Origin of the sequence: Pseudomonas sp. Root401 (genome assembly GCF_001425105.1) — a bacterium.
In the GTDB taxonomy this organism is placed as follows: domain Bacteria; phylum Pseudomonadota; class Gammaproteobacteria; order Pseudomonadales; family Pseudomonadaceae; genus Aquipseudomonas; species Aquipseudomonas brassicacearum.
This window is the reverse complement of the sequence record NZ_LMDO01000007.1, coordinates 84,789-111,017: the sequence shown is the minus strand read 5'-3', so window position 1 is coordinate 111,017 and position 26,229 is coordinate 84,789. Positions and strand designations below refer to the sequence as shown.

Genomic DNA, 26,229 nt, shown 5'->3' with positions numbered 1-26,229 from the left:
TTTCAGTTGTCGCTGCCTTTGTTGTCGACGCGGTAGCCGAAGCCGAACCCGACGCCCTGGAACAGCACTACGTCGGCCAGTTGCCTGGCCGTTTCGCCAGCTTTGGCCAGTCCGGTCTTGGGCACGTACAACATGTCCTCCGGCTGCAGGTAGGCGATCTGCGAGGCGTCGCCGCTCAAGGCCTTTTCCACGTCGTAGTGACGGGCTTCGACCTGGTTGCCGTTGCGGCGCATGATCATCACCGAGTCGAGCCGGGCCTTGACGTTCGTGCCACGGGCCAGGGTCAGGGCTTCAAGAACCGAGATCGGCCGGCGGATCGCATAGGCGCCGGGTTGGGCCACTTCACCGAGTACATAGATCTCGTTGCCGGCGGTGGACTTGAGCAGCACATCCACGGTCATGTGGCCGGGCAGTTGGGCGTAGCGCTCGTTGAGGAAGGTCTCCAGCTGGGTGACGGTCATGCCTTGCAACGGCACCGAGCCAATTTCCGGGAAGCTGGCGTAGCCATCCCGGCCCACGATGATTTCCCGACTCATGCCCGTGGCCGGGTGGGTCAGGGTGTTGCGCAGGTTCGCCTCGCCGGAGAGCGGGCTGGTCACCAGGACGGTCAATTGGTTGCGATTGGGTTGGAACAGCATCTTCTGGTCATAGGCACGCTGCACCGCCAGGCGCGCCTCGTCGGTGGTCAACCCGGCGACTTTCACCGAAGTGTTGGCGCCCGGCAGTTCGATGGTGCCGTCGGGCATCACTTGTTGCGTGCCATTGAGCTGGCTGGCGGCGGTGAAGTTCAGGGCAACCTGGTCGCCCGGTTGCACTCGATATGCCTGGGAGGAGGTCGTGCCGATGTGGAAGATCACATCCAGCACATCCTGGGGCCGCAAGGTCTGTTCGACCTTGGGCATGTCGGTGGCCTGGGCATTGGCCGGCGCAGCCGTGAGGATCTGCACCGGCATCGAGCGGGTATCGGTATTGCTGGAGCAACCGGCAAGCGGCAGCAACAGCAGGACAAGCATTCTGGCGTTCATCTCGTCATCCTTTTGCAGGCTTACAGGTTGTTGTAGAGCCACTTGGGCATGTAGTACTTGCGGCGGTTGAACACGCTGCCCACCACCTTCGCGCCGGCCTGGGACAGGCGCTGGCGAGCGGCCTGGGCCACTTCCCAGCGGGTGTCTTCACCGCGCACCACCAGCACCACGCCGTCGACCTGGGTGCTGAGCACCAGCGTGTCGCTGGCCGAATACACTGCGTCGGCGTCGATCACCACAAAGCGGTACTGCGCCGCCAGTTGCCTGAACAGTGGGCGCAGTCGCTCGGGGCTCAGGTGCTCGGCATTGCGGCCCAGGCGCCCGTGGGGCAGCACGTCGAAGGGCAGGCTGGACGCCTGCACCACGCAGTCCTGCAACAAGGGCGGGGCGAGGCTGTTGAACAACAGGTCGGTGAAACCGCGCTCCTTGTGCAACGACAGTTGCTGGCTGAGGTTGCGCGGTGACTGGCTGGCATCCACCAGCAGTACGCGACCGTTGCTCATCTGCGCCAGTTGAGCGGCCAGTGCCATCGCGCTGGTGCTGGTTCCGGTGCCGGTGTTGGCGGCCGTCAGAAGAAGAATCCGCAGGGAAGGGTCGAGCACGGTCGAGGTCAGGTTGGTCTCGCTCGGGCTTGCTATGGTCAGGATATTGGTTGAACCGTCCATTTAACTCGCTCCGTGGCCGCTGAAAACTTTGAAGGGGGTAATCATCAGGATCTTCAAATCCAGCCACAGGCTTTGTTCAGCGATATAGCTGAGGTCCAATTCCACGCGCTGGTCGAAGTCGATATTGCTGCGCCCGGAGATCTGCCAAAGGCCGGTCATGCCGGGGTAGATGCTCAGGCGCACAAGATGGTTGTCCTTGTAGCGATAGGCGTTGAACGAGGTCGGCCGCGGGCCCACCAGGCGCATGTCGCCGGTCACTACATTGATCAGGTTCGGCAGTTCGTCGAGGCTGCTGCGTCGCAGGAACCGGCCGATGGGCGTGATGCGCGGATCGTTGTCGATCTTGAAGTCGATGGCATCGGCGCCGTGTTTGTTGAGGTGGCGCAGCGACTCCTTGAGCGCCTCGGCGTCGGCAACCATGGTGCGAAACTTGTACATGCCGAAGACTCGGCCGCGATACCCGGTGCGCTTCTGCACGAACAGCACGGGACCGGGGCTGGAGAACTTGATCAGCAGCGCCAGGCCCAGCAGCAGCGGGCATAACAGCAGCAGGATCGCTAGTGCGCCGAGGCAGGCCACTACGCGGTTGGTGCGCGAGACGGTCCAGGGCCGACCGCCGTCGCGACCGGTCAACCAACCTCGGCCCTGGCGGTGGATGGCCGCGTCCAGGCGCCTGCGGTGGTCGGGATCGACACGCTTGTCGCGTCCAGGGGCGTTGATCTCGATGACTTGCTCATGTCGGGTCATGGATTCCTCCGCTGAGGTTGGGCCGCAAGCGTTCAGTCGCCAGCGGTGCGTGGGCAGGCCGTGCGTAGTAATCGAGGAACCACTGGATGAAGCGGCCCAGGCCGTCGTCCAGTTCGATACACGGCTTGAAACCGGTGGCCCGTGCCAGGTCGCTGGCATCGGCGCAGGTGTTGAGCACGTCCCCTGCTTGCAGGGGCAGCAGTTCGATGCGGGCGGTTTGTCCCAAGTGTTTTTCCAGCAGCGCGACATAGGTGCGCAGTGCCACCGGGTGCTGCCCGCCGATGTTGTAGATCCGCCAGGGCGCACGGCTGGTGGCCGGGTCCGGTTGTTCGTGATCCAACAGGGGGGTGACCTGGGGCGCACGGTCGACCAGGCGAGCGATGCTTTCGACGATGTCGTCGATGTAGGTGAAGTCGCGTTGGTGCTCGCCGTGATTGAACAGCTGCAGCACACGGTCTTCGACGATGGCGCGGGCAAACTGGATCGGCGACATGTCCGGGCGGCCCCAAGGGCCGTACACCGTGAAAAACCGCAGGCCGGTGCAGGGAATGCCGAACAGGTGGCTGTAGCTGTGGGCCATCAGTTCGTTGGCTTTTTTGCTGGCCGCGTACAGCGACAGCGGATGGTCGACGTTGTCCTGCACTGAATAAGGCGTGCGCGGGTTGGCGCCGTATACCGAGCTTGAGGAAGCGTAGATCAGGTGCTTGACCGGATAGCGACGGCAGTTTTCCAGGATGTTCAGGAACCCGGTGATGTTGCTGTCGACATAGGCCTGCGGGTTTTCCAGGGAGTAGCGCACGCCGGCCTGGGCGGCGAGGTGAATCACGACGTCCGGGCGCCGGGCCTGGAACAGTTCATCGATGGCCGGCGCGTCGACCAGGTCGATCCGCGCCAGGGGGAATGCGCCGGCCTGGTCGTTTACCCAAGTCACGCGGTCGTGCTTGAGCTGCGGGTCGTAGTAGTCGTTGAAATTGTCCAGCCCGCACACCCGATGGCCGTCGCGCAGCAGTCGCAGCACGACGTGGGCGCCGATGAAGCCGGCCGCGCCGGTGACCAGGATGTTCATGCTTGTGACCCGGGTAGCGGGGTGCCCGGCACGGTGTGCCGCAGCCCGATACCGCGATACAGCAGCCCGGCGGCGGCCAGGTGTTCGGGGTTGTACAGGTTGCGGCCATCGATGATCACCCGGGCGCGCAACTTGCTGGCCAGCAGGTCGAAGTCCACCACGCGAAAATTCTTCCACTCGGTGCAGATCACCAGGGCGTCGGCGTCTTCCAGGGTGTCGTCGCGGGTGGCGCAGAGGTTCAGGTCCTTGCGATAGCCGTAGAGGCGCCGGCATTCGGACATGGCTTCCGGGTCATAGGCATGGACCCGGGCGCCCTCGCGCCACAGCGCTTCCATCAGGTAGCGGCTGGGAGCTTCGCGCATGTCATCGGTGTTGGGCTTGAATGCCAGGCCCCAGATGGCAATCGATTTGCCGGCCAGGCCGTCCTGGAATTGCGTCGCCAGTTTCTCGAAGAGGATGTGCCGCTGGCTGTCGTTGACGTCGGTGACGCTGCGCAACAAGCGCAGTGGCATGCCGCTTTGTTCGGCGGTGTGCAGCAAGGCCCGCAGGTCCTTGGGGAAGCACGAGCCGCCGAAACCGCAGCCGGGGTAGATGAAGTGGTAACCGATGCGTGGGTCCGAGCCGATGCCTTTGCGCACCGCTTCGATGTCGGCGCCCAGCCGTTCGGTGAGGTTGGCCAGTTCGTTCATGAAGCTGATGCGGGTGGCGAGCATGGCGTTGGCGGCGTACTTGGTCAGTTCGGCGCTGCGGTTGTCCATGAACATCAGTTTTTCGTGGTTGCGGCAAAAGGGCGCGTAGAGCTCCGTCATCTGGTCCCGGGCCAGCGGGTCGGCGGTGCCGACGATGATCCGGTCGGGGCGCATGCAATCGGCCAGCGCACTGCCTTCCTTGAGAAACTCGGGGTTGGACACCACCCGCACGTTCAACTGCTTCAGGCCCCGCCGCGCCAACGCCTGGCGGGCGCATTCGGCCACCTTGTCGGCCGTGCCCACCGGCACCGTGGACTTGATGACCAGGGTGCGGTCGCTGTCCATGAAGTCGGCGATTTGCTGGGTGACGGCCAGCACATGGCTCAGGTCTGCCGAGCCGTCTTCATCGGCGGGGGTGCCGACGGCGATGAAAATCAGTTCGCCATGGTTGACCGCGTCGCTGGCCTGGGAGCTGAACGACAAGCGTCCGGCCTTGATGTTGTCTTCGAGCAAGCTGGACAGCCCCGGCTCACTGATGGTGGGTACGGCTTGTTGCAGTTGCTGGATTTTTTTCGGGTCGATGTCGATGCACAAAACGCGGTGCCCGACGTCGGCCATTGCGGCCGCCTGGATTAGCCCGACATACCCCGTACCAAATACGCTCACGTCCATTTTTGGCGCGCCTCGCAGACCGAATGATGTAACTCGGATGAAACTGTTTAGAGGGGTATAGCGCAGCTTCAGAAAAGCGTGTCAGCAAAATGACAGTTGTCAGTGTTGGCAATTCAAGTGAAGTCGGGCCTTTTGATATCAAGTCCTTGACTGTCTTAGTAAAGTGGCTGTTTTATTGGGCTTAACGGGAATTTGACAAAGCGATAAACGGTAGTAATCCATAGATTTTTACATTTTGTGACGCGTTTTCGTGTCATTTTTGGGGTAACTTTTTTTTGACGCGTGGTTGGGTCAAGCATTTCTTGCGCTTTGAAAATCGGCTGCTAACGTGCAGGAACGAAGTGCTTTTGACACGGTGATCTGGTCGAGGAAAACATGGTCCGCTACCTCAAGGAATTGCTGCTGGTTCTGTACCTGCTCAAGGGATACGACTATTACCTCGACCGTCTCAACGCGTTGGGCCTGGGGTTCGCAACGTTGCTGTTCGGCGCCATGTTCGCGGTGTTGGTGCTGGCGCTATGGATGACGGCCTACATACGCCAGACCCTGGTGAGGCATGTGTTTGCCTTGGCGATGTTTGTTTCAGCGGTGTTTTTCGAGGTGTACACCCGGGTCACGGACAGTTACCTGACCTATAGCCAGTTCGTTTCGCTGGTGTACTCGGGGGGATTTATCCAGGAGGCGGCTTATCAGTACCGCGACGTGATTATCAGCGCGGTGATCAGCGGCTTGCTGCTGTTATTCGGTATCGCACTCAAACCTCGGCGGTCGGTGCGGTTGCCCGGTTATCTGCCGATAGCGGCGCCGGTGCTGGGCGTGTTGTTGCTCAGTGGCGTGTTGTTCCTGCGGGCGGGCGAGGGCGCGCGCGGCCTGCCGGTGATGTACACGTCGTTGGCCTATTTGAATCTGTTCGCCTACGAGTCCTGGCACAACACCATTGGCCCTCGGGAGCCGGTCACCCTGGTGCGACGGTCGTCTTTGATCGAGCAGGATATCGTGCTGATCATCGATGAAAGCATTGGCGGCAACTACCTGGATATCAACGCGCCATTCGGCGTGCACACCGGCCTGAAGACGCCGCCCGAGGGCGTGGACATCTTCAATTTCGGCTATGCGGCCTCCATTGCCAATTGCAGCGTCGACACCAATGTCACCCTGCGCTATGGCGGTACGCGCGCCGACTACATACGCATCAACAGCACTCGACCGTCGATCTGGCAATATGCCAAAAAGGCTGGTTTGCGTACCGTCTACATCGACGCCCAGCTCACTGGCGGCTATCTGCAGAACCTGATGACCGAGCTGGAAAAACAGGACATCGACGAATTCGTCCAATTCGACCAGGCCAGCGTGCGCGACCGCGACATGGCGGCTGCGGCGAAGTTGATCGAACTGCTGGGCGACGACCAGGCTGAACTGGTGGTGATCAACAAGGTGGGGGCGCATTTCCCGGTACACGACAAATACCCCGATGACTTCATGGCTTACCGCCCGGCCTTGCCGCGAGGGCAGTTCCAGGAGGTGGCCGAAACCGGCAGCCGCGATGGCTTCAACGGCCAGAAAGATGACTGGTTGCTGTACCGCAACGCTTACCAGAACACCCTGCTGTGGAACGTCGGCGAGTTCTTCAAGCGAATCTTCCAGCAGGCCGATTTGAGCCATGCCGTGTTGATCTACACTTCCGACCACGGCCAGGACCTGCACGAGCGCGGCAACCCCGGGCTCAACACCCATTGCGGCGGTGACCCGGTGGCGGAGGAGGGGTTGGTGCCGTTGGTGGTGATCCAGGGCGCGCAGTTGCAGGCCCTGGATTGGCGCCGAGCCTGGGCACAGAACAAAGACCGCTCCAGCCACTACAACATCTTCCCGACGCTGTTGCAGTTGATGGGCTATGACCCGGTCGGGGTTGAGGCGGCCTATGGAAAATCCCTGAGCCAACCGACCGATGATGATTTCACTTTCAACTATCGCTTCAATGCGCGGTTGGGGGCGAAACCGGCTTGGAAACACATCGACTTGGGCGACATCGTGACACCGCAGTCCGGCCAGGTTGAGATGGCGGTGGGGCATTGATTGGCGCTGAGCTCTTGGTGGGAGCGAGCTTGTCGCCGGTCAGGGTCTTATTGATTGAGTACATATCCGTTGTTGCGGTAACGACCACTTAGGGTTCCGCCCTGACGGCGGGTCACTTTCGAAAAGCGGAACCATAAGTCGCCGTTACCGCAGCAACGGATATACCCCTCCACCCGACGAGCAAATACCAAGGCTCACCAGCGAAATGGGGATGCACAGCTGTATTGGCCGATGGGGCCCATCACTCAACTCCGCTATCCTGAACCTCAAGTCCACCCGTCGAGCCTTTCCATGCTTGAAGTCCGCCAAGTGCATAAAAGCTACCCCACGCCCCAAGGCCCGTTGCCGGTGCTGCAAGGTATCAACCTGACGCTGATGCCAGGCAGCAGTCTGGCGCTGATGGGGGAGTCGGGCAGTGGCAAGAGCACCTTGCTGCACCTGGTCGCCGGGCTGGACAAGGTCGATCGCGGCAGCATTCGCAGCGGCGAGTATCGGCTCGATGGCATGAGTGAAAGTCAGTTGGCGAATTGGCGACGCACGGAAATCGGCCTGGTGTTCCAGCAGTTCAACCTCATCAGCAGCTTGTCGGTGGAGGACAACCTGGCGTTCCAGGCGCGTCTGTGCGGTCGTTATGACGCAGCGTGGCAAGCCCATCTGGTGCAGCGGCTTGGGCTTTCAACGCTGCTGCGGCGTTATCCCGAGCAACTGTCCGGCGGCCAGCAACAGCGGGTGGCGCTGGGGCGGGCGTTGGCCTCGCGACCGCCCTTGTTGCTGGCCGATGAACCCACCGGCAGCCTCGACGAAGCCACCAGCGACGAAGTGCTGCAACTGCTGCTGGAACTGCTGGAGGGTAGCCCCACCAGCCTGCTGATGGTGACCCACAGCCCACGGGTGGCGGCTCGCCTGGCCCAGCGCGTGGTGTTGCACGGCGGGCAGTTGGCGCAGGTGGCCCAGGGGTGATGATTTTTCGCCAGACCCTCAAGGCCCTGCTCAGCCATTGGCGCCAGCACCCGGTGCAATTCTTCAGCGTGCTGACCGGCCTGTGGTTGGCCACCAGCCTGCTCACTGGCGTGCAAGCGCTGAACAGTCAGGCCCGGGACAGCTACGCCCGGGCCAGCCAACTGATCGGCGGCGAACCCCAGGCCAGCCTCAGTGCACCCGGTGGCGGCACCTTCCCTCAGCAATGGTTTGTCGAGCTGCGGCGCCAAGGCTGGCCGGTGTCGCCAGTGTTGCAGGCTCGGGTGCTGCTCAAGGACCACGAGGATCAGCGCCTGCAACTGATGGGCATCGACCCGGTGTCGCTGCCGCCCGGTGCCGCGCTGGCGGGGCAGGCGCGGGAGATGACTGAGGTGGTGGCGTTCTTTACCGACCCCGGCCGCACCTGGATCGCCCCGCAAACCTTGCAAGCCCTGGGACTGACCGAGGGTGACCGACCCCAGAGCGTCGATGGGCAATCCCTGCCACCGCTGCATGCCCAGGAGGACATGGCGCCGGGCGTGCTGTTGATGGACATCGGTTTTGCTCAACAGGTACTCGGGTTGCCGGAGCAACTGTCGCGGCTGCTGTTGCCTGCCACGTTCAGCGCCGCATTGCCGGAAGCGTTCAACGGTCGCCTGCAACTCAAGCACGCCGATGAAGAAAACAACCTGTCGCGCCTGACCGAAAGTTTTCACCTGAACCTCGACGCCTTGGGTTTTTTATCCTTCCTGGTGGGGCTGTTCATCGTCCACGCGGCCATCGGCCTGGCCCTGGAGCAACGCCGCAGTCTGTTGCGGACCCTGCGCGCCTGTGGCGTCAGTGCGCGAGTGCTGGTCACCAGCCTGACCATCGAACTGGGCGCGTTGGCCTTGCTTGGGGGGATAGCCGGGGTGCTCAGCGGCTATTGGCTGGCGAGCCTGTTGTTGCCCGATGTCGCGGCGAGCCTGCGGGGGTTGTACGGCGCCGAAGTGGCCGGGCACTTGAACCTCAGCCCATGGTGGTGGTTCAGCGGTGTCGGCCTGAGCCTGCTCGGTGCGCTGCTGGCCGGGGCCGACAGTCTTTTGCGGGCGGCGCGCCTGCCCTTGCTGGCGCTGGCCAATCCACAAGCCTGGCATCAGGCCCATGCCCGCTGGCTGCGACGCCAGGGTTGGGTGGCGACGGTGGCGGCGTTGATTGCCGCATCGGCGTTGATCTGGGGTGATAGCCTGGCCAGCGGTTTTGTCCTGATGACCGCCTTGTTGCTGGGCGCGGCGCTGGCCTTGCCGGTGCTGCTCAACAGCGCACTGAAGCGGCTGTTAAGCCGCAGCCGCTCGGTGCTCGGGCAATGGTTTCTTGCCGATTGCCGCCAGCAATTGCCGACGCTGAGCCTGGCGTTGATGGCCTTGTTGCTGGCGCTGGCGGCGAACATCGGCGCTGGCAGCATGACCGCCGGTTTCCGCCAGACTTTCAGCAATTGGCTTGAACAACGGTTGACCGCCGAGCTGTACATCAACCCGCAGACCCCGGCCCAGGCGGAGGAACTGCACGTATGGCTCAAGCAGCAGCCGGCGATCACCGCCGTCGTTCCCCTCTGGCAAGTCTCGGTCCCGTTGCAAGGCTGGCCGACGGATATCCAAGGCATCATCGATCATCCCCACTATCGACAGCATTGGCCGCTGCTGGAATCGGCCGGCGACAAGCCGTGGGAGCAACTGGCTGCCGCCGACACCCTCATGCTCAGCGAACAACTGGCCCGGCGTCTCAAGGTGAGTATCGGCGATCAGTTGACCCTGCCGACGCCGCAGGGGCCATGGGCACTGCGCATCGTCGGCATCTACGCCGACTACGGCAATCCCAAGGGCCATGTGCTGGTCAACGCCGACCACTTGCTGGCGCACTGGCCGAACCTGACGCCGAACCGTTTCAATCTGCGCATCGAACCGTCCGCGATCCCGGCGCTACTGACAGCGTTGCAAGGCCGGTTCAGCCTGGATGACAGCCGCATCGTCGACCAGGCCCGGCTCAAGGGCTGGTCGACCCAGGTGTTCGAACGCACCTTCGCTGCCACCGCCGCTCTCAACAGCCTGACCCTGGCGGTGGCCGGGGTGGCGTTGTTCATCAGCCTGCTAACCCAGAGCCAGAGTCGTCTCGGCCAGTTGGCGCCGCTGTGGGCGTTGGGGGTGACGCGTCGGCAGTTGATGCTGCTCAACCTCGGCCAGACCTGGCTGCTGGCGCTGCTGACCTTGGTCCTGGCGTTGCCGCTGGGCATCGCCCTGGCCTGGTGCCTGGACACGGTGATCAACGTGCAGGCTTTCGGCTGGCGCCTGCCATTGCGGGTGTTCCCGTTGCAATTGGTGCAGTTGCTGGCCCTGGCGATGCTCGCCACGCTACTGGCATCGGCCTGGCCGCTGTATGCGTTGTACCGCACGCAGCCGGCGGATTTGCTGAGGACCTTTGCCCATGAAGATTAGATTCGGCGTGTTGTTGCTGCTGGCGGCGCTCAGCGGTTGTGATGACTCCGTGCCAGCGCAAAAGGGCTTTGCCGGCCTCGGCGACCAGGCTGTCGCATTCACGCCGGTTGTGCCTGGGCGGGTGTTCGGTTTCCCCGCCGACCATGGCCTTCATGAAGGTTTTCGCATCGAGTGGTGGTACGTCACCGCCAATCTCAAGGATGCCCAGGGGCATGAGTTCGGCGTGCAATGGACGCTGTTTCGCAGTGCCTTGAATGCCGCACCCCAGGCTGGCGGTTGGCGCAACCAGACGATCTGGCTCGGCCACGCGGCGGTCACGTCCGCCACCGTGCACCATGCCGCCGAGCGTTATGCACGAGGCGGGGTGGGGCAGGCCGGGGTGCAGGCGGTGCCCTTCAATGCCTGGATCGACGACTGGCAGTTCGGTACCCAGGCTTCAGGGGACGAGCCGTTGGCGGACATGCAATTGAAGGCGCGCGACCCACGCTTCAGCTATGCATTGCGGCTGACGTCGAGCCGGCCGCTGGTGTTGCAGGGCGATCAAGGTTTCAGCCAGAAATCCGAACAGGGGCAGGCGTCGTACTACTACAGCCAGCCGTTCTTCCAGGCCAGCGGTGAATTGGAAATCGATGGCCAGCGTTACGCGGTCAGCGGCCCGGCCTGGCTCGACCGCGAATGGAGCAGCCAGCCCCTGACCGCAAACCAGACCGGATGGGACTGGTTTTCCCTGCACCTGGACAACGGCGAGCACCTGATGCTCTACCGCATGCGTCACAAGGACGGCGCGCCGTATCTCACGGGCACCTGGATCGACGCCCAGGGACAAGCGCAAACCCTGCACGCCGGGGAAATCAGCCTCGTGCCCCAGGACACCGCCAAGGTCGCCGGACGCTCGATGCCGGTAGTCTGGGCCATCAAGATCCCCGGCAAGCAACTCGACATCACCCTCCACGCGCTCAATCCCAATGCCTGGATGAACCTGCGCATTCCCTATTGGGAAGGACCGGTGCGACTGCGTGGCAGCCAGGGCGGCACCGGTTACCTGGAAATGACCGGCTACTGAGAATCGCCGGAACTCCCCGCGAACGCCGACCCTCATAGTTTATGAATGTCTCGCAGGAGCCCGTCATGAGCGATGACCTCAAACTTGCGTCGCTGGCCGATTGGCAGCGATTGTTCGACGACAAGGCCTACTGGCAGCAGTCCCCCGATGCTCACTTCACCGAACTGATGCGGGTGGCCAATGACCTGTTCGGTCAGGGCGCCATCGACCTGGCGCAGTGGCAGGTCTTGAAGACCAAGGCCGAGCAACTGCATCAGCGCTCTCCGGATGCCAACGTCGCTGAAGAAGTCGCCGACCCCGACGCCTGACGCCTCACCCCTGACCTCAGGCCTGAAAGATTCAAGGAGTTCACCATGCAGCAGCGTCCCGATCAGACCCGGCAAAACCCCGACGCCCCGGCATTGCCCGGTGAAGTGGAACGCGATAACGATGCCTTGCGGCCCAATGACCCGGCCAAGCGTAAACAACAGCACGGCGACCCTGATGCAGGGGATACCGATGCGCAGAAAACCGGTCGGCGTGGCTGAGGTTTGTCACGTCGACCGGTATTAAAAAGAGTTTTTTAATGACGGTTTAACTTTGTCTCGATGTGTTCGCGGCGGATAACTTTTGTGCTTGTTCTTGTTTTTGTATAGCTGCTGTACAGCGCTATGTAGCGGTGCCGTCCAAACACAAAATCATGGCGAGGGAGCTTGCTCCCTCTGTGCTGTGTAGAAGCGGCGTAGGAACCGCGTAGGAGCAGCGTAGGAGCTGTGTAGGAGCTGTGTAGGAGCTGTCGAGTGCAACGAGGCTGCGATCTTTCCCCAAGCACTTGAATCTCAAGCGAAAGATCAAAAGATCGCAGGCTTCGCCAGCTCCCATAGAGATCGCGGAGACAGTTGCAACATGAATAATTATTTAAACGGGCGCGCGGACATATTCTGAAAGTTCCATTATTATTATTCGCGTTCGCCCAGTGTCAGGCTCTTTACCAGTGCATGGATTGCCGAGGCCATCGCACTGGGCGAACACCACCCTGAATCAACAACTATCGATTATTTTCAACTGCACATCGACCTACAGAGTTGGCCGATGCGTAAGCGGCTACCTCCGATTCAACCAGCGGCCGGCGAGCGCCAGTCATCGGAGCCCGAGGTGCCGCTGACTTCGTGGGTCCAGGTGATTTTGCGATACGTGAAGTGCACGTCCTCCAGATGGGTGAAGTGTGAGTTTTCCGGGTTCTGGCAGTTGAGCATGTAGTCCTTGATATCGACGATAATCGCGTCCTCCAAGGTGGTGGTGTAGTAGTGCTCTTGGGTGCCTGCGGCCGAGGTGCGGTACCACTGGATCTTGACTTCCTTCAGCCGTTCGCCGCTCGTCAGGGCGACCTGAAGCAGTGGCGAAGCTTTGTCGAATACCTTGGTGATGATCAGGGGTTTGTGTATGCGCTGACCGGTTGGCTGGCCGGACTGCGGATCGCGAGGGATGGTCACTTGGTGCTCGAAAGCCTGCACCATAACCTGGTCTTCATGACCCTCTTGGTAGGTGTTGCCCACTGAATCGGCGGTAAACGCACCGGCGGTGATCAGACCTTGTTTGGTGCCCTCAACGGACATGTACGCGGGAGTTGCCAATGGATGCTCTCCTTCCTGGATAACGATAGGGCCTGGGACGGGAGTCGCCCCGAGGTGGCCTCACGGATATCAAGAGCTATGCCATTTTTTAAAAACCTATATATATCAATAGGTTGATCTTCTATCGGGAAGCGCCTCCCCGCAGGCAAGCGAGAAATCGCTCAGAGGCTTGCCCGGCCCATTGCAGCTCCTCGCGGCCCGATCAGACACCGCGATACCCGGGACGGGTGGCCAATAAAGGCGCGCCGCGCGCGCGCCTGTCAGGCAGCTTTTTGCCGTTTTATCCTTCAGCTTATTCCTACACGCCCAATGCGGCCCGGCACTCATCGATGGAGCGCTGTTGCGTCTGGGCGTACAGCCCCAGCTCATCGATGGTCGCTCGTCCCAGCGCCTCTTCGAAGGCCTGGCGATTGGACTGGCCGGCATAGTGGCTCTGGGCGGCATCGCCGAGGTTCGACTGGAAAATGCCGGCGGCGCTGACGGGCAGGAAGTCCTCGTACACCAAGGGTTCGGCGCGCAGGTATTGCTGCTCGAGCAAGTGCTCCAGGGAGACGGCTTGCTCAAGGGTGCCCTTGGCGGCGAGGCCCTCGGGCGTGACGAAATAGCGGAAGTACGCCAATGCTTGTCGGCGCAGTTCGTCGTGGTTGTCAGGGAATTCGACAAAGTGTTCGGCCATCAGCCGGTTGTAGCGTTCGGCGTTGGCTTCGTTGGGAAACTCCCCCAGTGCATCGCGCGCGGCGTTCAGCAATTGATCGTAGAGCGCGCGGCCCTTGGGCGTGAGGGCCGCGCCACGTTGTTCGATTTCGCCGAAGCGGGCGCTGTGGCTGCCTTGGGTCTGGGGCTGGTCGGTGAAGGCGACGGGTTCGTCGAGTGCCTTGAAACTGGTCTGGCGCAGCAGGATCGGGCATTGGCGGCGAGGCGGGCCTTCGATCACGGCCTTGGGGGTAATGCCGTGCACGGGCATCCGAGCCTGGACGATGTCGATGTCCAGGGTACGCGGTGTCAGGTGATTGATGTGCGGACCCTTGAACGCCACCACATCGGCGATCAGGCGATGTTGGGCGCTCAGTTGCCGGTACTGTTCGGCGGTGACGGTGGCGCTGTGGTGCCAGCGAAAGGTTTCCAGGGCCTGTAGGACGAAGTCCCCAGCCTGGGCTTCCGTCAGGCCACCTTGGCGTTCGGCCTGGTCAATGAGCTCAAGGGCGCTGGGGGTGAATATCTGCCGCTTGTCCAGCACCGATTCGGCAAAGGCCCGAAGCTCGGCGTTCTCGATCAGTTCCAGGCGCAGCAGTGAGGTAAACACTCGGAACGGGCTGATCTGCAACGCGCTTTCGTGTACGGCGCGGAAGGCGGTGGAATGCACCGGCACCCCGGCAGGTGTGAGGTCGTAGTAGCCCACCGGCTGCATGCCCATGACCGCGAACAGACGCCCCAGGGTCGCCAGCTCGGCGGCGGTGCCGACGCGGATCGCGCCGTGGCGTTCCAGGTCCAGGCGCTCGAGTTCGCCGGTGCTGCGCAGGTGTGCGGCCAGGACCGGGTCTTCAGCCAGCACCTGGGCGTTGGTGTGCTCCACCAGCTTCATCAGGGCGCCATACAGCGGCACCTCGTCGCGGTACATGTCGGACATCGCCCTGGAGAAGCGTTGGCGGATCAGGTCGGGGCTGACGAAGCTCATCGTAAGAATTCCTGGCGAGGGCTGTGGGAAAGATGGACGAAAGATCGCAGCCTTCGCCGGCCCCGGCAAACGAAGAATCTTCAGGACTTCATTCTGCCAGGGACTGATCCACCAGCTCGATCCAGTGCCGCACGGGCGTGCGACCGGCGCCGTCGAGGTGGTTCTGGCAGCCGACGTTGGCAGTGACGATCAACTCTGGCTGGCCGCTTTCCAGCGCATTGAGGCGGTTGTCGCGCAATTGCCGCGCCAGGGCCGGCTGGGTCAGCGAATAGGTGCCGGCCGAGCCGCAACACAAATGGCCGTCGGGCACCTCGGTGAGGTTGAAACCCAGCCGCGTCAGCAGCGCCTCGATGCTGCCGCCGAGTTTCTGCGCGTGCTGCAAGGTGCAGGGGCAATGCACGGCAATGCGCTGGTTCCTGGCCGCGCAGATCTGTTCCAGCGGTTCCTTGCCGAGCACTTGCACCAGGTCCAGCGCCCGTTCACTCACCTGTCTGGCCTTGGCGGCGTAGGCCGGGTCATGTTCCAGCAGGTGCCCATAGTCCTTGATGAACGCGCCGCAGCCGCTGGCCGTCTGGACGATGGCTTCAGCGCCGTTTTCCAGGTGTGGCCACCAGGCGTCGATGTTCTGTCGGGCGCGGTCCAGCCCGCTGGCCTGGGCATCGAGGTGATAATCCAGCGCACCGCAGCAGCCGGCCTGCGCACAGGGGATCACGCTGACGCCGAGTCGATCCAGCACCCGCGCGGCCGAGGCATTGGTGTTGGGCGACAGGCCCGGTTGCGCGCAACCTTCGAGCATCAACACCGTGCGCCGATGCCGTACCACTGGGCGTTCACTGTGAGCTGGGGAGGGGCGGGGCAACTTGGCGCTCAGGTTCGTCGGCAGCAACGGACGGAAGATCGCTCCAAGACGCAGCAGGGCCTTGAACCGCTCCGGGCTGGCGGCCAGGCTTCGCAGCCCCAGGCGCAGCGCGCGTTGGCCGGCGGGGCGCGGTACGGCGTGATCGACTACCGCCCGGCCGATGTCCAGCAGGTTGTGGTAATCCACGCCGGATGGGCAGGTGGTCTCGCAGTTGCGACACGACAGGCAGCGATCCAGGTGCAGTTGGGTGCTGGTCGTCGCCGGCTGGCCTTCGAGCACTTGCTTGATCAGGTAGATGCGTCCGCGCGGGCCGTCCAGTTCATCGCCGAGCAATTGGTAAGTGGGGCAGGTGGCATTGCAGAAGCCGCAATGCACGCAGCTGCGCAGGATCCGTTCGGCTTCTTCGGCGCGGGGCAGATGCTTGGCTTCATCGCTGAAACGGGTCTGCATGCTAGAACTCCGGGTACATCCGACCAGGGTTGAAAAGCCCCAGGGGATCGAGCTGGGCCTTGAGCTGCCGGTGATAGCGCAGCAGCGCCGGGGCCAGTGGCTGGAACGGTGTGTCGCTGGCCCCCTGACGATAGCAGGTGGCATGGCCGCCGACTTCATGGGCCAGGGCTTGCACCGTGTCGGCCTCGGTTTTCAACCAGCGTTGCGCGCCGGCCCAGTCGATCAACTGCGCGCCGGGCAGGGTGAGCGGCCCGGTATGGTTGGGCAACGACAGGCGCCACAGCGGCAAGCCTTCATCGAAGAAGGCCAACTGATGTTCATTGAGTGCCGTCCAGTATTGATCGTCGATCACCTCGCCACCGAAACGCTGATGAGCGGCGCTGACCGAGCCTTCGCCACCCTCCAGGCGCAGGTGCAGGCAATCGCCGTCATGGCTGGCGGCGCTGATGGGCAGTGGCTGACGGCCCCATTCGGCGAGTTTTTCCAGGGCCTCGGTGCTGTCCAGTTCCAGGCGGATACTCAGGCTGTGACGGGGCTTGGGCAGGACCTTCAAGGAAACTTCGGTGATCACCCCCAGGCAACCGAAACTGCCGGCCAACAGGCGCGACAGGTCGTAGCCGGCGACGTTTTTCATCACCTCGCCGCCGAAACGCAGCAACGTGCCGTGGCCACTGATCAGCCGCGTGCCCAGGACGAAATCACGCACCGAACCGGCCCATGGGCGACGCGGCCCCGACAGCCCGGCGGCGACCATGCCGCCGACCGTGGCGTCGTCACCGAACGCTGGCGGTTCGCAGGGCAGCCGCTGGCCGGCGGCGTCGAGGGCGGCGAGCAGTTCCCGCAGCGGGGTGCCGGCCCGGGCCGTGATGACCAGTTCGGTGGGGTCGTAGTGGACGATGCCACGATGCACGCGGGTGTCCAGCACTTCGCCGGCCACTTCGCGCCCCAGGAAAGCCTTGCTGTTCGAACCCTGGATACGCAGCGGCGTGGCGTTGGCCCGGGCGCGATTGACCTGTTCGAGCAGCAGGTGGCTGGCGTCCTGGTCGGCTTCGCGGCTCATCAGAAACGCTCCAGTTCAGGAAACGGCAGTTGCCCGCCATGGATGTGCATGGCACCGAATTCGGCGCAGCGGTGCAGGGTGGGGATGTTCTTGCCGGGGTTGAGCAGGCCTTGGGGATCGAAAGCTGCTTTCACCGCGTGGAACAGGTTCAGTTCGTCGCTGTTGAATTGCGTGCACATCTGATTGATTTTTTCCCGGCCCACACCGTGTTCGCCAGTGATGCTGCCACCTACCTGGACACACAGTTCGAGGATTTTCCCGCCCAGGGTTTCGGCGCGCTCCAGTTCGCCGGGCTGGTTGGCATCGAACAGGATCAGCGGGTGCATGTTGCCGTCTCCGGCGTGAAAGACGTTGGCGACGCGCAGGCCATGCTCGGCACCGAGGCTGGCGATGCGCTGCAGCACCTCGGGCAGGGCGCGTCGCGGGATGGTGCCGTCCATGCAGTAATAATCCGGCGCCAGGCGACCCACCGCCGGGAAGGCGTTCTTGCGCCCGGCCCAGAACCGCAGTCGCTCGGCCTCGTCCCGCGCCTGGCGCACCTCGGTGGCCCCGGCCTGCTCCAATACCTGGCGGACCCGTTCGCAATCGTCATGGACATCGGCCTCGACCCCGTCCAGTTCGCACAGCAGGATCGCTTCGGCCTCCACCGGATAACCAGCGTGGATGAAGTCCTCGGCGGCGCGGATCGCCAGGTTGTCCATCATTTCCAGGCCGCCGGGGATGATCCCGGCGGCGATGATGTCGGCCACTGCCCGCCCGGCCTTGTCCACCGAATCGAAACTGGCCAGCAGCACCTTGGCGACCTGGGGCCGGGGCAACAGTTTGACCGTCACTTCGGTGATCACCCCCAGCAAACCTTCGGAACCGGTGAACAGCGCCAGCAGGTCCAGGCCCGGCGAGTCCAGGGCTTCGCTGCCGAGGGTCAGGCGCTCGCCTTCGATGGTGAGGATTTCCAGTTTCAACAGGTTGTGCACCGTCAGGCCGTACTTGAGGCAGTGCACGCCGCCGGCATTTTCCGCGACGTTGCCGCCGATGGAACAGGCGATCTGCGACGAGGGATCCGGCGCGTAATACAGCCCGAACGGCGCCGCCGCCTGGGAGATCGCCAGGTTGCGCACACCGGGCTGAAGCCGTGCGGTGCGGGCGTCGGGGTCGATGTGCAGGATCTGGTTGAACCGCGCCATCACCAGCAACACGCCGCTTGCCAGGGGCAGGGCGCCGCCGGACAGACCGGTCCCGGCCCCCCTGGCGACCACCGGCACATTCAGCCCATGGCAGAGCTTGAGCAGCGCTTGCACCTGCTCGACGCGTTTGGGCAATGCCACCAGCAGGGGCGTGGTGCGGTAGGCCGACAGGCCATCGCATTCATAGGGCTTGAGGTCTTCCTCCTGGTGCAGGATGTCCAGGTCTGGAATCTGTGCCTGCAAGGCTTGAAGCAGGGCCTGTTTGTCCACCCTGGGCAAGGGGCCGTCGAGGTGTTCGTCGTAGAGGATGTTCATGAAGTCGATACCCTGTAGGAGCTGACGAGTGTAACGAGGCTGCGATCTTTCCCCAGGCGATTGAGTCTTGAGCGAAAGACCCTGTTGATCAAGGTCAAAAGATCGTCCGAACGCGGCCCGAGCCTGCGGCAGCTCCTGCGGAGCCCAGACCAGGGGGCATCCCTTGCATCGCCGTCACTGCCCCAGCCCCTTGAGAAACTCCCGATACAGCGCAGCGGTTTTCCCCGGTTGCTCGATCATGGGCAGGTGGCCGATCCCGTCCCAGATTTCCACGCGCAAGTCCGCGATACCTTTGCTCCACACCGGCACGCTGCTCACATCGATCACCCGGTCCTTGCGGCCCCAGAGCAGCAGCGAAGGGGCGCGAATATCGGCCAGGTGGGACTCCATCGACGGGCTGGCGCTAAAGTCGGCGTAGATCTCCGCGAGTTCTTCGCGGTGCTGTACGTAACGCTCGGCCACGGCCGCCATTACCATGCCCGGTACCCAGGGCGGCGAGGCCATGGTCATTGCGTAGAACGGCATGAACTCCTCCCGGGAATGCACCAGGGACGGGTTACGACCGGCGGCCAGTTGGCGGTCCATGTCGCTGGGTTGGGGGGAGGTGACGCCGGCCGGATTGAGCAGCGCCAGGGTCAGCACGCGGTCAGGCGAAGTGGCCGCCAGCCACGCGGCGAGATGCCCACCCATGGAGTTGCCGATCACATGGACCTTGTCCAGGCCACAGGCGTCGAGCAATTCGATGATCCGCCGGGCCTGGGTCGGGATGTCGTAGCCGCCGCCGGCCTTGAAGCCGGTTTCACCATGGCCGGGGAGGTCGGGGATCACCACCCGGTAATCACCGACAAAATGCCGGGCAACCCGCAGCCAGAGGTTCTTGTCGCCGCTGTAGCCGTGCAGCATCAGGATGCTGGCGGACGCTTCATAAGGCCCGCCTTGCCAGGTCGACACGGTCATCTCGCTGATGGGCACGGTGATTTTGCGCAACCGGTAAAGGCGTGCCTCCAGGGCCATGTTCATGTCGTAGATCACATGGCCGATGCCGGGATACGTCAACCAGCTCCAGGCGATAAGTACAGCAAGAACTACAAACAACACCAGCATGTTTTGCCCTCCATGGGCTGCGACAGAACGTAATCAAACGGATCAGGCGGTAATAAGCAACGTAAACCCGGGGACCTCTTTCCGAGTGTTTACGGATTTCCTTGTCATATATAGCCAAAATACCAGCAGAGTCCCGCATTTGAAGGAGAATAAATACCCCTGTATTCAGTGGTGGCTATTTGATGTTCCCCTGATAGACTCCAAGCTACCCCCCCCCGTCCCAATGACTTGGGAAACCCGCGGTGCAGAGGCTTCTATGCTAAAAACGGGAAAGAAGGGACGGACGCTGGCCAGGAGGCTTTATATATCGCGCATTCTGGGCCTGACGCTGGGGTTTCTGTTGGTGAGTGCTGCCGTTTTTCCCCTCAAGCCGGCGCCGTGGGTCTGGGGTTTCATGCTGTTCAACGGCCTGCTCTGGCCACACTTGTCCTACTGGTGGGCCCGGCGTTGCTCGATGCCGTACCAGGCCGAACACATCAATTTATTGATCGATGCGGCGCTTGGCGGCTTCTGGGTCGCGGCAATGCAGTTCAACCCGCTGCCCGCGGCCGTCACGCTGGCGATGATGGCGATGAACAATGTCGCCATTGGTGGCCTGCGTTTCCTGCTCATTGGGGCCTTGGCCCAAGTGGCCGGTATTGTCGTGGGCGTGCTGATCTTCCCGCTGACCAGCGTCCCCATGACCAGCCCGGCGCAGATATATGCTTGTTTGCCGTTGCTGTGCCTGTATCCGATGGCGCTGGGTTGGTTCTGCTATCGCCAGGCCTACATCTTGGGCCGGCAAAAGCGCGAGTTGCTGGCCCTGAGTCGCACCGACAGCCTGACCGGCTTGCTCAACCATGGCGCCTGGAAAGATCGCCTCAACGAGGAGTTCCAGCGTTGCCAGCGTCATCCGAATGACGGGGCAGGGCGCGGCGCGATTGCGCTGATCGACATCGATCACTTCAAGGCCATCAATGACACCTATGGCCATGTCGCCGGCGACATCGTGCTGCGCCAGCTTGGCAAGATGCTCAAGCAAAACCTGCGGGCCGCCGATGTGGTCGGGCGTTATGGCGGGGACGAGTTCTGTGTGATTCTGCCGGACCTGACGCTTCACAACGCCGTGCAGGCCATGGATGGCTTGCGTGAGCGCTTTGCCACGCTCAGCTATGAACAGAGTCCGGCGCTGAAGGTGAGCCTGAGTATTGGCCTGGCGGCCTTCAACCCGTCCTATGGCGATGCGACCCATTGGCTCAATGATGCCGACCAGGCGCTCTACGAGGCCAAGACCGGCGGGCGCAACCGGGTCACGTGTTACCGGCATCGGCAGGTGTTGGAGGCGTCGGTCATTTCCACCTGAGGTGGCCACCTGCGGTCTAGAGCCTTGGCCTATTGTCGGGTAGGGTGCCTATGGCACTCTTTCGATACGGAACAAGGATGAAATCATGATGATGACCGCTCTTCGCTCCCGTCTGGCCGTCAGTCTTGGCCTGAGCCTGGCCCTCGGCGCCTTCGCCCCCGTTGCTTTCGCGCAGCCCCATCAACAAGTCCTGAGCGACGCCGAACAGTACAAGGGCGAGGCCCTGAAACTGCTCGAACGGTTGGTGAACATCGACTCCGGCTCCGGCTATGTGCCGGGGCTGACTCAGGTCGGTGATATTGCGATCGATGAATTGACGAAGTTGGGCGCCACCATCGAAAAGGTGCCTAACTCGGACGGCACCCAGCACATCCTGGCGACCCTCAAGGGTACCGGCAAGGCAAAAATCCTGCTGATGGCCCACATGGACACGGTGTTCAAGGAAGGCTCGGCCGCCGAGCGTCCCTTCCATATCAAGGATGGCCGGGCCTATGGGCCGGGGGTGATGGATGACAAGGGTGGCATCGTCGCTGGGATCTACGCCTTGAAGGTGCTCAAGAACCTGGACTTCAAGAACTACGCGCAGATTACTTTCCTGCTCGACGCCAGCGAAGAAACCGGCTCGGACGCCGCCACCGACCTGATCAAGAAAACCGCCAAGGCCCATGACGTGACCCTCAACCTCGAGCCGGGGCGCCCGGCCGATGGCTTGGTGGTGTGGCGCAAGGGCAGTGCCACGGCACTGGTGGAGGTCAAGGGCAAGGCGTCCCACGCCGGTGTCGCGCCGGAACTGGGGCGCAATGCGGCGATGGAAGCCGCGCACCAGATCCTGCAACTGGGCAAGCTCGGCGACGCGGAAAAGAAAACCACCATCAACTTCACAGTGATCAAGGCTGGCGACCGGACCAACGTGATCCCCGACCAGGCGAGCGCCAAGGCGGATGTGCGGGCGGCGGTGCCGGAAGAATTCGATCGCATCGAAAAAGACCTGGCCCGGGTGTCGCAGGACAAGTTGATCGCCGATACCGAAGTCACCACCAGCCTCAAGCGCGGCTTGCCACCGATGCCGCAGACGGCGGAGTCGGACCGGTTGATGGCCATGGCCCAAGGCATCTATGGCGAACTGGGGCGCAAACTGACTGAAGAGGGCAGTGGTGGGGCGGCGGATGCCAGCCTGTCGGCCGGGGTCGGTACGCCGACGCTGGATGGCTTTGGCATTGTTGGTGGCAACATCCATACGCCGGAGGAATACGCCGAAGTCGAGAGTGTGGTGCCAAGGATCTATCTGTTGTCGCGGATGATCATGGAATTGGCGGGGCGGTAAAGCGCTGCCCATTTTTTAAAGGATCGAAACATCGCACCGTCCCGCTGTGGGAGCAAGGCTTGCCCGCGATGAAGATGACGCGGTCTCCTGGGGAACCGAGGCGCCTGCATCGCGAGCAAGCTTTGCTCCCACTGGGATTTGTGTTGCGCCGCTTCGATCGTTCGGTGGCGGCTATACGCAGGTTGGTAGACCGGGTACCAAGGCAAACCCAGCGCGCCACAAGGGCGCCCCGCGCACAGCCGCCATAATAAATATGCCGGAGCCGTGCGCCTGATTTTCAGCGACCCGGAAACGATAAAGCCCTGGCCTCAAGGCGCACAAGCCGGCGGATTCTGGCGTAGTTGTACGTAACGGCGCAAGACGATGTGGCTCGGTCCTACCCCGAGGCTAATGTGATAAACATCCAGGCTTTTGTAGTGAGGGAGTTTAGCGAAACGTCGCACCGCCCCGCTGTGGGAGCAAGGCTTGCCCGCGATGAAGATGACGCGGTCTCCTGGCGAACCGAGGTGCCTGTATCGCGAGCAAGCTTTGCTCCCATAGGGATGTGTGTTGCGCCGCTTGATCAGGTTCAGTAAACCCAAACCTCAACCCGCCGATTCTTGACCCGTCCTTCATCCTTGCTGTTGGCCGCCACCGGCATCAATGCACCGAACCCTCGCACTTCGCGCAGCGCCACACCGTATTTGACCAGTTCACGCCGCACCGCCATGGCCCGCAGTTTGGACAGAAGGTCGGCCCGCGCCGGGTCGTCCTTGGCGTCGCCAAAACCTACCAATGTCACACGTCGGTCGGTTTTGCCATGCTGCTTTATATAGTCGAGCACGCGGCCCAGGTCCTGGTGGGCCTTGTTGTCCAGGCTGGCGCTGCCTTCTTCGAAGCGGAAGTTCACGGTCAAGCGTTGGGCGTGGCGGCTCAGGGCCTGGTAACCCTCGGGCATCAGTGCATTCGGCGTGACGGCCATGGCCTGGACGGTCTGGGCGATGAACCCGTTAGCGGCGACGATGGTCTGGCCCTGCTCGCTTTGGGTGAACGCCACCAGTGCCTCGGCCCACGGGTTGGTTGCCTGGGGTGGCAAATAAAAGAACAGGCGCCGGGACAAGGGGTAGTCCTCGGTGGCGATCAGGTTGTTCAACGGCAACATGGGTTGGGAATCACCGTCGACAATCGCCAGCGCCTTGGCCTGGCGCACATAGGGCAAACCGATGAAGCCGATGCCCTGCGGGTCCTGGCTGACAGCGTCGGACAACTGTTCGCTGGATTCGAAGCGCTGTGCTGTAGGATCCAGCCGTTTGCCCTGTCGGCCGAGGACCAGTTCCTTGAAGGTATCGTAGGTGCCAGACTGTTCATCCCGGGCATACAGATGAATCGGCCCACCCACGCCGCCCACGGCCTCCCAGGTTTTCGCCTCGCCACTGAATATTCGCGCCAGTTGCACGGTATCGAGCTGACGCAACGGGTTCTGCGGATGAAGAATAATCGCCAGGCCATCGATGGCGATGACTTGCTCGGCGGTGGGACTTTTCAGGTCGCCCAGGGACGACAGTTCCTTCAGCTCGCTGTCCTTGATCGGTCGCGAAGAGGCGGCCAGGTCGGCGTTGCCCTGCTTGAGGGCGGCGAAACCGGTGCTGGAGCCGTGGGCCGCGATGTCCACTTCTACCCGCCGGCCGTCGACGGTCTGGCCGACGATGCGCTGCTCGTTGTCGCGACCGGTGATTTCGCTGCTGACCCTGAGCAGGCCCTGATCCTCCATCAAGCCCCTGACCAGGGCCGGTCCGAGCGCCGCGCCGATGGTGTTGGAACCTTGGAGGCGCAGGGCCGGGCCCTGTTCGGGAATGGGCAAACTGCCGGCCGATGCCATGAACGGCAGCCAGAGGCCGATGAAAAAGACAACGCGCAGCCGCATGCCGGCACCTTCTGAACCCGAGGAAGTGCCGGAAGATTAAGTCAGTCAGGTTACTGAAAGGTGACAGGGTTGCGACTTGTCAGACGCGGCAGGGCGATGGGGGTCGCAGAATCAGAAAGTTTCTGTGGGAGCAAAGCTTGCTCGCGATGCAGGCGGCACGGTTCAACTGCAAGATCGTGTCATCGTTCATCGCGAGCAAGCTTTGCTCCCACAGGGGTTGGTGTGACGCGGTCAGCTCAACTGCAACCAGATCGGCGCATGGTCCGACGGTTTTTCCATGCCCCGCAGTTCATAGTCCACGCCTGCATCCTTGACCCGTGGCAGCAGGCCGTGGGAGGTGAGGATCAGGTCGATGCGCAGGCCGCGCTTGGGCTCGTCCTCGAAGCCGCGGCTGCGGTAGTCGAACCAGCTGAAGCGATCGGTGACGTCCGGGTTCAGGTGACGGAAGCTGTCCACCAGGCCCCAGTTCTTCAGGCGTGCCATCCATTCGCGTTCTTCCGGCAGGAAGCTGCATTTGCCGGTTTTCAGCCAGCGCTTCATGTTGTCCGGGCCGATGCCGATGTCGCAGTCTTCCGGGGAAATGTTCACGTCGCCCATCACCACCACCGGCTGGTCGTTGCTGAAGCGGCTTTCCAGCAGTTGCTGCAAATCGCTGTAGAAACGTTCCTTGGCCGGGAATTTGGTCGGGTGGTCGCGGCTTTCACCTTGTGGGAAATAACCGTTCATGATGGTCACCGGCACGCCGTTGGCATCGGCGAAGGTGCCCCAGATGAAGCGCCGCTGGGCATCCTCGTCGTCGCCCTCGAAGCCCTTGTACAGGCTCAGCGGTGCCTGGCGCGAGAGCAGGGCGACGCCGTAATGGCCCTTTTGCCCGTGGTAATGCACGTGATAGCCCAGGGCCTGCACCTCGGCCAGGGGGAATTGTTCGTCGTGGACCTTGGTTTCCTGCAGCCCGATCACGTCCGGCTGGTGCTTCTCGATCAGCGCCGCCAACTGATGGGGGCGGGCGCGCAGCCCGTTGATGTTGAAGGAGACGATCTTCATGGTCGGCTGTCCTGGCAAAACTGCGATGCTAGCTGACATGTCGGAACACGGCCAGCGTGGCAGTAGGACAAATGCGCTGCTAATGTCCTGTGGCGAGGGGATTTCCCCGTTCGGCTTTGTAGGAGCTGGCGAAGCCTGCGATCTTTTGATCTTTCGCTTGGGATTCAAGCGCCCGTGGAAAGATCGCAGCCTCGTTGCACTCGGCAGCTCCTACAAGGCTCATTACCAAGCCTCGCCCCCAGGAGATCCAACGTCATGCCTGAAACCGCCACCGCCATCGCCGACATCCATATGCTCGACAGTGGTTATTCCCGTGAAGCCCGTTCGTTGCTGTACCAGGCCTATCGCCACGAGCCGACCTTCAGCTACCTGTTCGAATCCGAGCGTCCCGGTTATGAACAGCGGGTACGGGCCACGGTGCGTGAGCTGGTCAAGCAGCATTTTCTCCAGGACCTGCCGGCCATCGGCTTGCTGGTCAACGACCGCCTGATCGGCATCGCACTGATTGCGCCGCCGCAGCGGCGCCTGGGCATCACCGAAAGCTGGGCCTGGCGCCTGCGCATGGTCTTGAGTACCGGGTTTCGTTGCACCCGGCGCTACCTGGAATACCACGCGGCGGTGCTGGCCTGCCTGCCGTCGGATGCGGTCCATGTATTGCCGCTGCTGGGGGTGCACCCACAGTTCCAGGGCAAGCATTTCGGCGAACAGTTGCTTGAGGCGGTGCATAACTGGTGTGCGGTGGACGAGCATTCCCAGGGCGTGGTGCTGGACACCGGCAACCCACGTTACCTTGAGTTTTATAAACGCCAGGGTTACGAGGAAATCGGCGAAGTGGCGGTAGGACCGATCCGCGAGCATGTGTTCTTCCACGCCAACCCGCAGGTTCTGCAAAGCGCAACGGCATAGTCGGCCGAACTTTTGCGAAATG

Annotated in this window: 22 protein-coding genes; 9 read left to right on the top strand and 13 right to left on the bottom strand. The window is 62.5% G+C overall.

All coding sequences use genetic code 11. The features are described 5' to 3' along the window. Nucleotides 1-2 precede the first annotated feature (2 nt). From ASC85_RS07475 to ASC85_RS07455, 5 genes are read right to left on the bottom strand one after another with little or no spacing between them, the layout of a single operon-like run. Nucleotides 3-1,025 carry a polysaccharide biosynthesis/export family protein gene (locus ASC85_RS07475; protein WP_057448832.1) on the bottom strand — a complete coding sequence of 341 codons (1,023 nt, stop codon included), beginning with the start codon at nucleotides 1,023-1,025 and terminating at the stop codon, nucleotides 3-5. A gap of 20 nt (nucleotides 1,026-1,045) precedes the next feature. After that, nucleotides 1,046-1,690, bottom strand: a complete 645-nt coding sequence (locus tag ASC85_RS07470) for a CpsD/CapB family tyrosine-protein kinase (RefSeq protein WP_014337506.1) — start codon at nucleotides 1,688-1,690, stop codon at nucleotides 1,046-1,048. Beyond that, nucleotides 1,691-2,437: a sugar transferase gene (locus tag ASC85_RS07465; protein WP_057448831.1), complete on the bottom strand. Its 747-nt coding sequence runs from the start codon at nucleotides 2,435-2,437 to the stop codon at nucleotides 1,691-1,693. Then, nucleotides 2,424-3,503 carry an NAD-dependent epimerase gene (locus ASC85_RS07460; RefSeq protein ID WP_057448830.1) on the bottom strand — a complete coding sequence of 360 codons (1,080 nt, stop codon included), beginning with the start codon at nucleotides 3,501-3,503 and terminating at the stop codon, nucleotides 2,424-2,426. The genes ASC85_RS07465 and ASC85_RS07460 overlap by 14 nt, the downstream gene beginning before the upstream one ends. Then, nucleotides 3,500-4,864, bottom strand: a complete 1,365-nt coding sequence (locus tag ASC85_RS07455; RefSeq protein ID WP_057448829.1) for a UDP-glucose dehydrogenase family protein — start codon at nucleotides 4,862-4,864, stop codon at nucleotides 3,500-3,502. Before ASC85_RS07455 ends, ASC85_RS07460 begins: the two co-directional genes overlap by 4 nt. 375 nt (nucleotides 4,865-5,239) lie before the next feature. Between ASC85_RS07455 and ASC85_RS07450 the strand changes: the two genes are divergently transcribed. The 6 genes from ASC85_RS07450 (at nucleotide 5,240) to ASC85_RS32580 (ending at nucleotide 11,955) form a co-directional block, all read left to right on the top strand. Then, nucleotides 5,240-6,937 (top strand): sulfatase-like hydrolase/transferase, encoded by a 1,698-nt coding sequence (locus tag ASC85_RS07450; protein ID WP_057448828.1) that lies wholly within the window; start codon nucleotides 5,240-5,242, stop codon nucleotides 6,935-6,937. A gap of 291 nt (nucleotides 6,938-7,228) precedes the next feature. Continuing rightward, the gene (locus ASC85_RS07445; RefSeq protein ID WP_057448827.1) at nucleotides 7,229-7,897 is read left to right on the top strand and encodes an ABC transporter ATP-binding protein; all 669 of its coding nucleotides are present in this window, start codon (nucleotides 7,229-7,231) and stop codon (nucleotides 7,895-7,897) included. Beyond that, nucleotides 7,897-10,365, top strand: coding sequence for an ABC transporter permease (locus ASC85_RS07440; protein WP_082534335.1), 2,469 nt, complete (start codon nucleotides 7,897-7,899; stop codon nucleotides 10,363-10,365). The genes ASC85_RS07445 and ASC85_RS07440 overlap by 1 nt, the downstream gene beginning before the upstream one ends. Further along, nucleotides 10,355-11,428, top strand: a complete 1,074-nt coding sequence (locus tag ASC85_RS07435; protein ID WP_057448825.1) for a lipocalin-like domain-containing protein — start codon at nucleotides 10,355-10,357, stop codon at nucleotides 11,426-11,428. The genes ASC85_RS07440 and ASC85_RS07435 overlap by 11 nt, the downstream gene beginning before the upstream one ends. A gap of 65 nt (nucleotides 11,429-11,493) precedes the next feature. Further along, nucleotides 11,494-11,736 carry a hypothetical protein gene (locus ASC85_RS07430; protein WP_018608734.1) on the top strand — a complete coding sequence of 81 codons (243 nt, stop codon included), beginning with the start codon at nucleotides 11,494-11,496 and terminating at the stop codon, nucleotides 11,734-11,736. A 45-nt stretch (nucleotides 11,737-11,781) separates the two neighbouring features. Then, nucleotides 11,782-11,955 carry a hypothetical protein gene (locus tag ASC85_RS32580; RefSeq protein WP_164488475.1) on the top strand — a complete coding sequence of 58 codons (174 nt, stop codon included), beginning with the start codon at nucleotides 11,782-11,784 and terminating at the stop codon, nucleotides 11,953-11,955. Nucleotides 11,956-12,522: 567 nt separating this feature from the next. On the opposite strand, the gene ASC85_RS07425 is transcribed toward ASC85_RS32580, so the two are convergent. The 6 genes from ASC85_RS07425 to ASC85_RS07400 form a co-directional block, all read right to left on the bottom strand. Next, on the bottom strand, nucleotides 12,523-13,041 hold the full coding sequence (locus ASC85_RS07425; protein WP_024617950.1) for an Hcp family type VI secretion system effector: 519 nt from the start codon (nucleotides 13,039-13,041) through the stop codon (nucleotides 12,523-12,525). A gap of 298 nt (nucleotides 13,042-13,339) precedes the next feature. Then, nucleotides 13,340-14,716: a 2-oxoadipate dioxygenase/decarboxylase HglS gene (gene hglS, locus ASC85_RS07420; RefSeq protein WP_057448824.1), complete on the bottom strand. Its 1,377-nt coding sequence runs from the start codon at nucleotides 14,714-14,716 to the stop codon at nucleotides 13,340-13,342. Between the two features lie 88 nt (nucleotides 14,717-14,804). Then, the gene (glcF, locus tag ASC85_RS07415) at nucleotides 14,805-16,025 is read right to left on the bottom strand and encodes a glycolate oxidase subunit GlcF (RefSeq protein WP_057448823.1); all 1,221 of its coding nucleotides are present in this window, start codon (nucleotides 16,023-16,025) and stop codon (nucleotides 14,805-14,807) included. A 1-nt stretch (nucleotide 16,026) separates the two neighbouring features. Next, entirely contained in the window at nucleotides 16,027-17,085 is a 1,059-nt protein-coding gene (gene glcE / locus ASC85_RS07410) for a glycolate oxidase subunit GlcE (protein WP_057448822.1), read from the bottom strand. Further along, nucleotides 17,085-18,584, bottom strand: coding sequence for a glycolate oxidase subunit GlcD (glcD, locus tag ASC85_RS07405; protein WP_057448821.1), 1,500 nt, complete (start codon nucleotides 18,582-18,584; stop codon nucleotides 17,085-17,087). The genes glcE and glcD overlap by 1 nt, the downstream gene beginning before the upstream one ends. Nucleotides 18,585-18,758: 174 nt before the next feature. Then, nucleotides 18,759-19,688: an alpha/beta fold hydrolase gene (locus ASC85_RS07400; protein ID WP_057448820.1), complete on the bottom strand. Its 930-nt coding sequence runs from the start codon at nucleotides 19,686-19,688 to the stop codon at nucleotides 18,759-18,761. A gap of 256 nt (nucleotides 19,689-19,944) precedes the next feature. Between ASC85_RS07400 and ASC85_RS07395 the strand changes: the two genes are divergently transcribed. Continuing rightward, nucleotides 19,945-21,030 (top strand): diguanylate cyclase, encoded by a 1,086-nt coding sequence (locus ASC85_RS07395; RefSeq protein ID WP_057448819.1) that lies wholly within the window; start codon nucleotides 19,945-19,947, stop codon nucleotides 21,028-21,030. An 85-nt stretch (nucleotides 21,031-21,115) separates the two neighbouring features. Beyond that, nucleotides 21,116-22,354, top strand: a complete 1,239-nt coding sequence (locus tag ASC85_RS07390; RefSeq protein WP_057448818.1) for a M20/M25/M40 family metallo-hydrolase — start codon at nucleotides 21,116-21,118, stop codon at nucleotides 22,352-22,354. A 568-nt stretch (nucleotides 22,355-22,922) separates the two neighbouring features. On the opposite strand, the gene ASC85_RS07385 is transcribed toward ASC85_RS07390, so the two are convergent. Together ASC85_RS07385 and xthA are read right to left on the bottom strand one after the other, a co-directional pair. Then, nucleotides 22,923-24,257 (bottom strand): substrate-binding domain-containing protein, encoded by a 1,335-nt coding sequence (locus tag ASC85_RS07385; RefSeq protein ID WP_057448817.1) that lies wholly within the window; start codon nucleotides 24,255-24,257, stop codon nucleotides 22,923-22,925. 231 nt (nucleotides 24,258-24,488) lie between these two features. Then, the gene (gene xthA / locus ASC85_RS07380; RefSeq protein WP_003203684.1) at nucleotides 24,489-25,301 is read right to left on the bottom strand and encodes an exodeoxyribonuclease III; all 813 of its coding nucleotides are present in this window, start codon (nucleotides 25,299-25,301) and stop codon (nucleotides 24,489-24,491) included. A gap of 255 nt (nucleotides 25,302-25,556) precedes the next feature. Between xthA and ASC85_RS07375 the strand changes: the two genes are divergently transcribed. Continuing rightward, entirely contained in the window at nucleotides 25,557-26,207 is a 651-nt protein-coding gene (locus ASC85_RS07375) for a GNAT family N-acetyltransferase (RefSeq protein WP_003203682.1), read from the top strand. The last annotated feature ends 22 nt before the right edge of the window (nucleotides 26,208-26,229 follow it).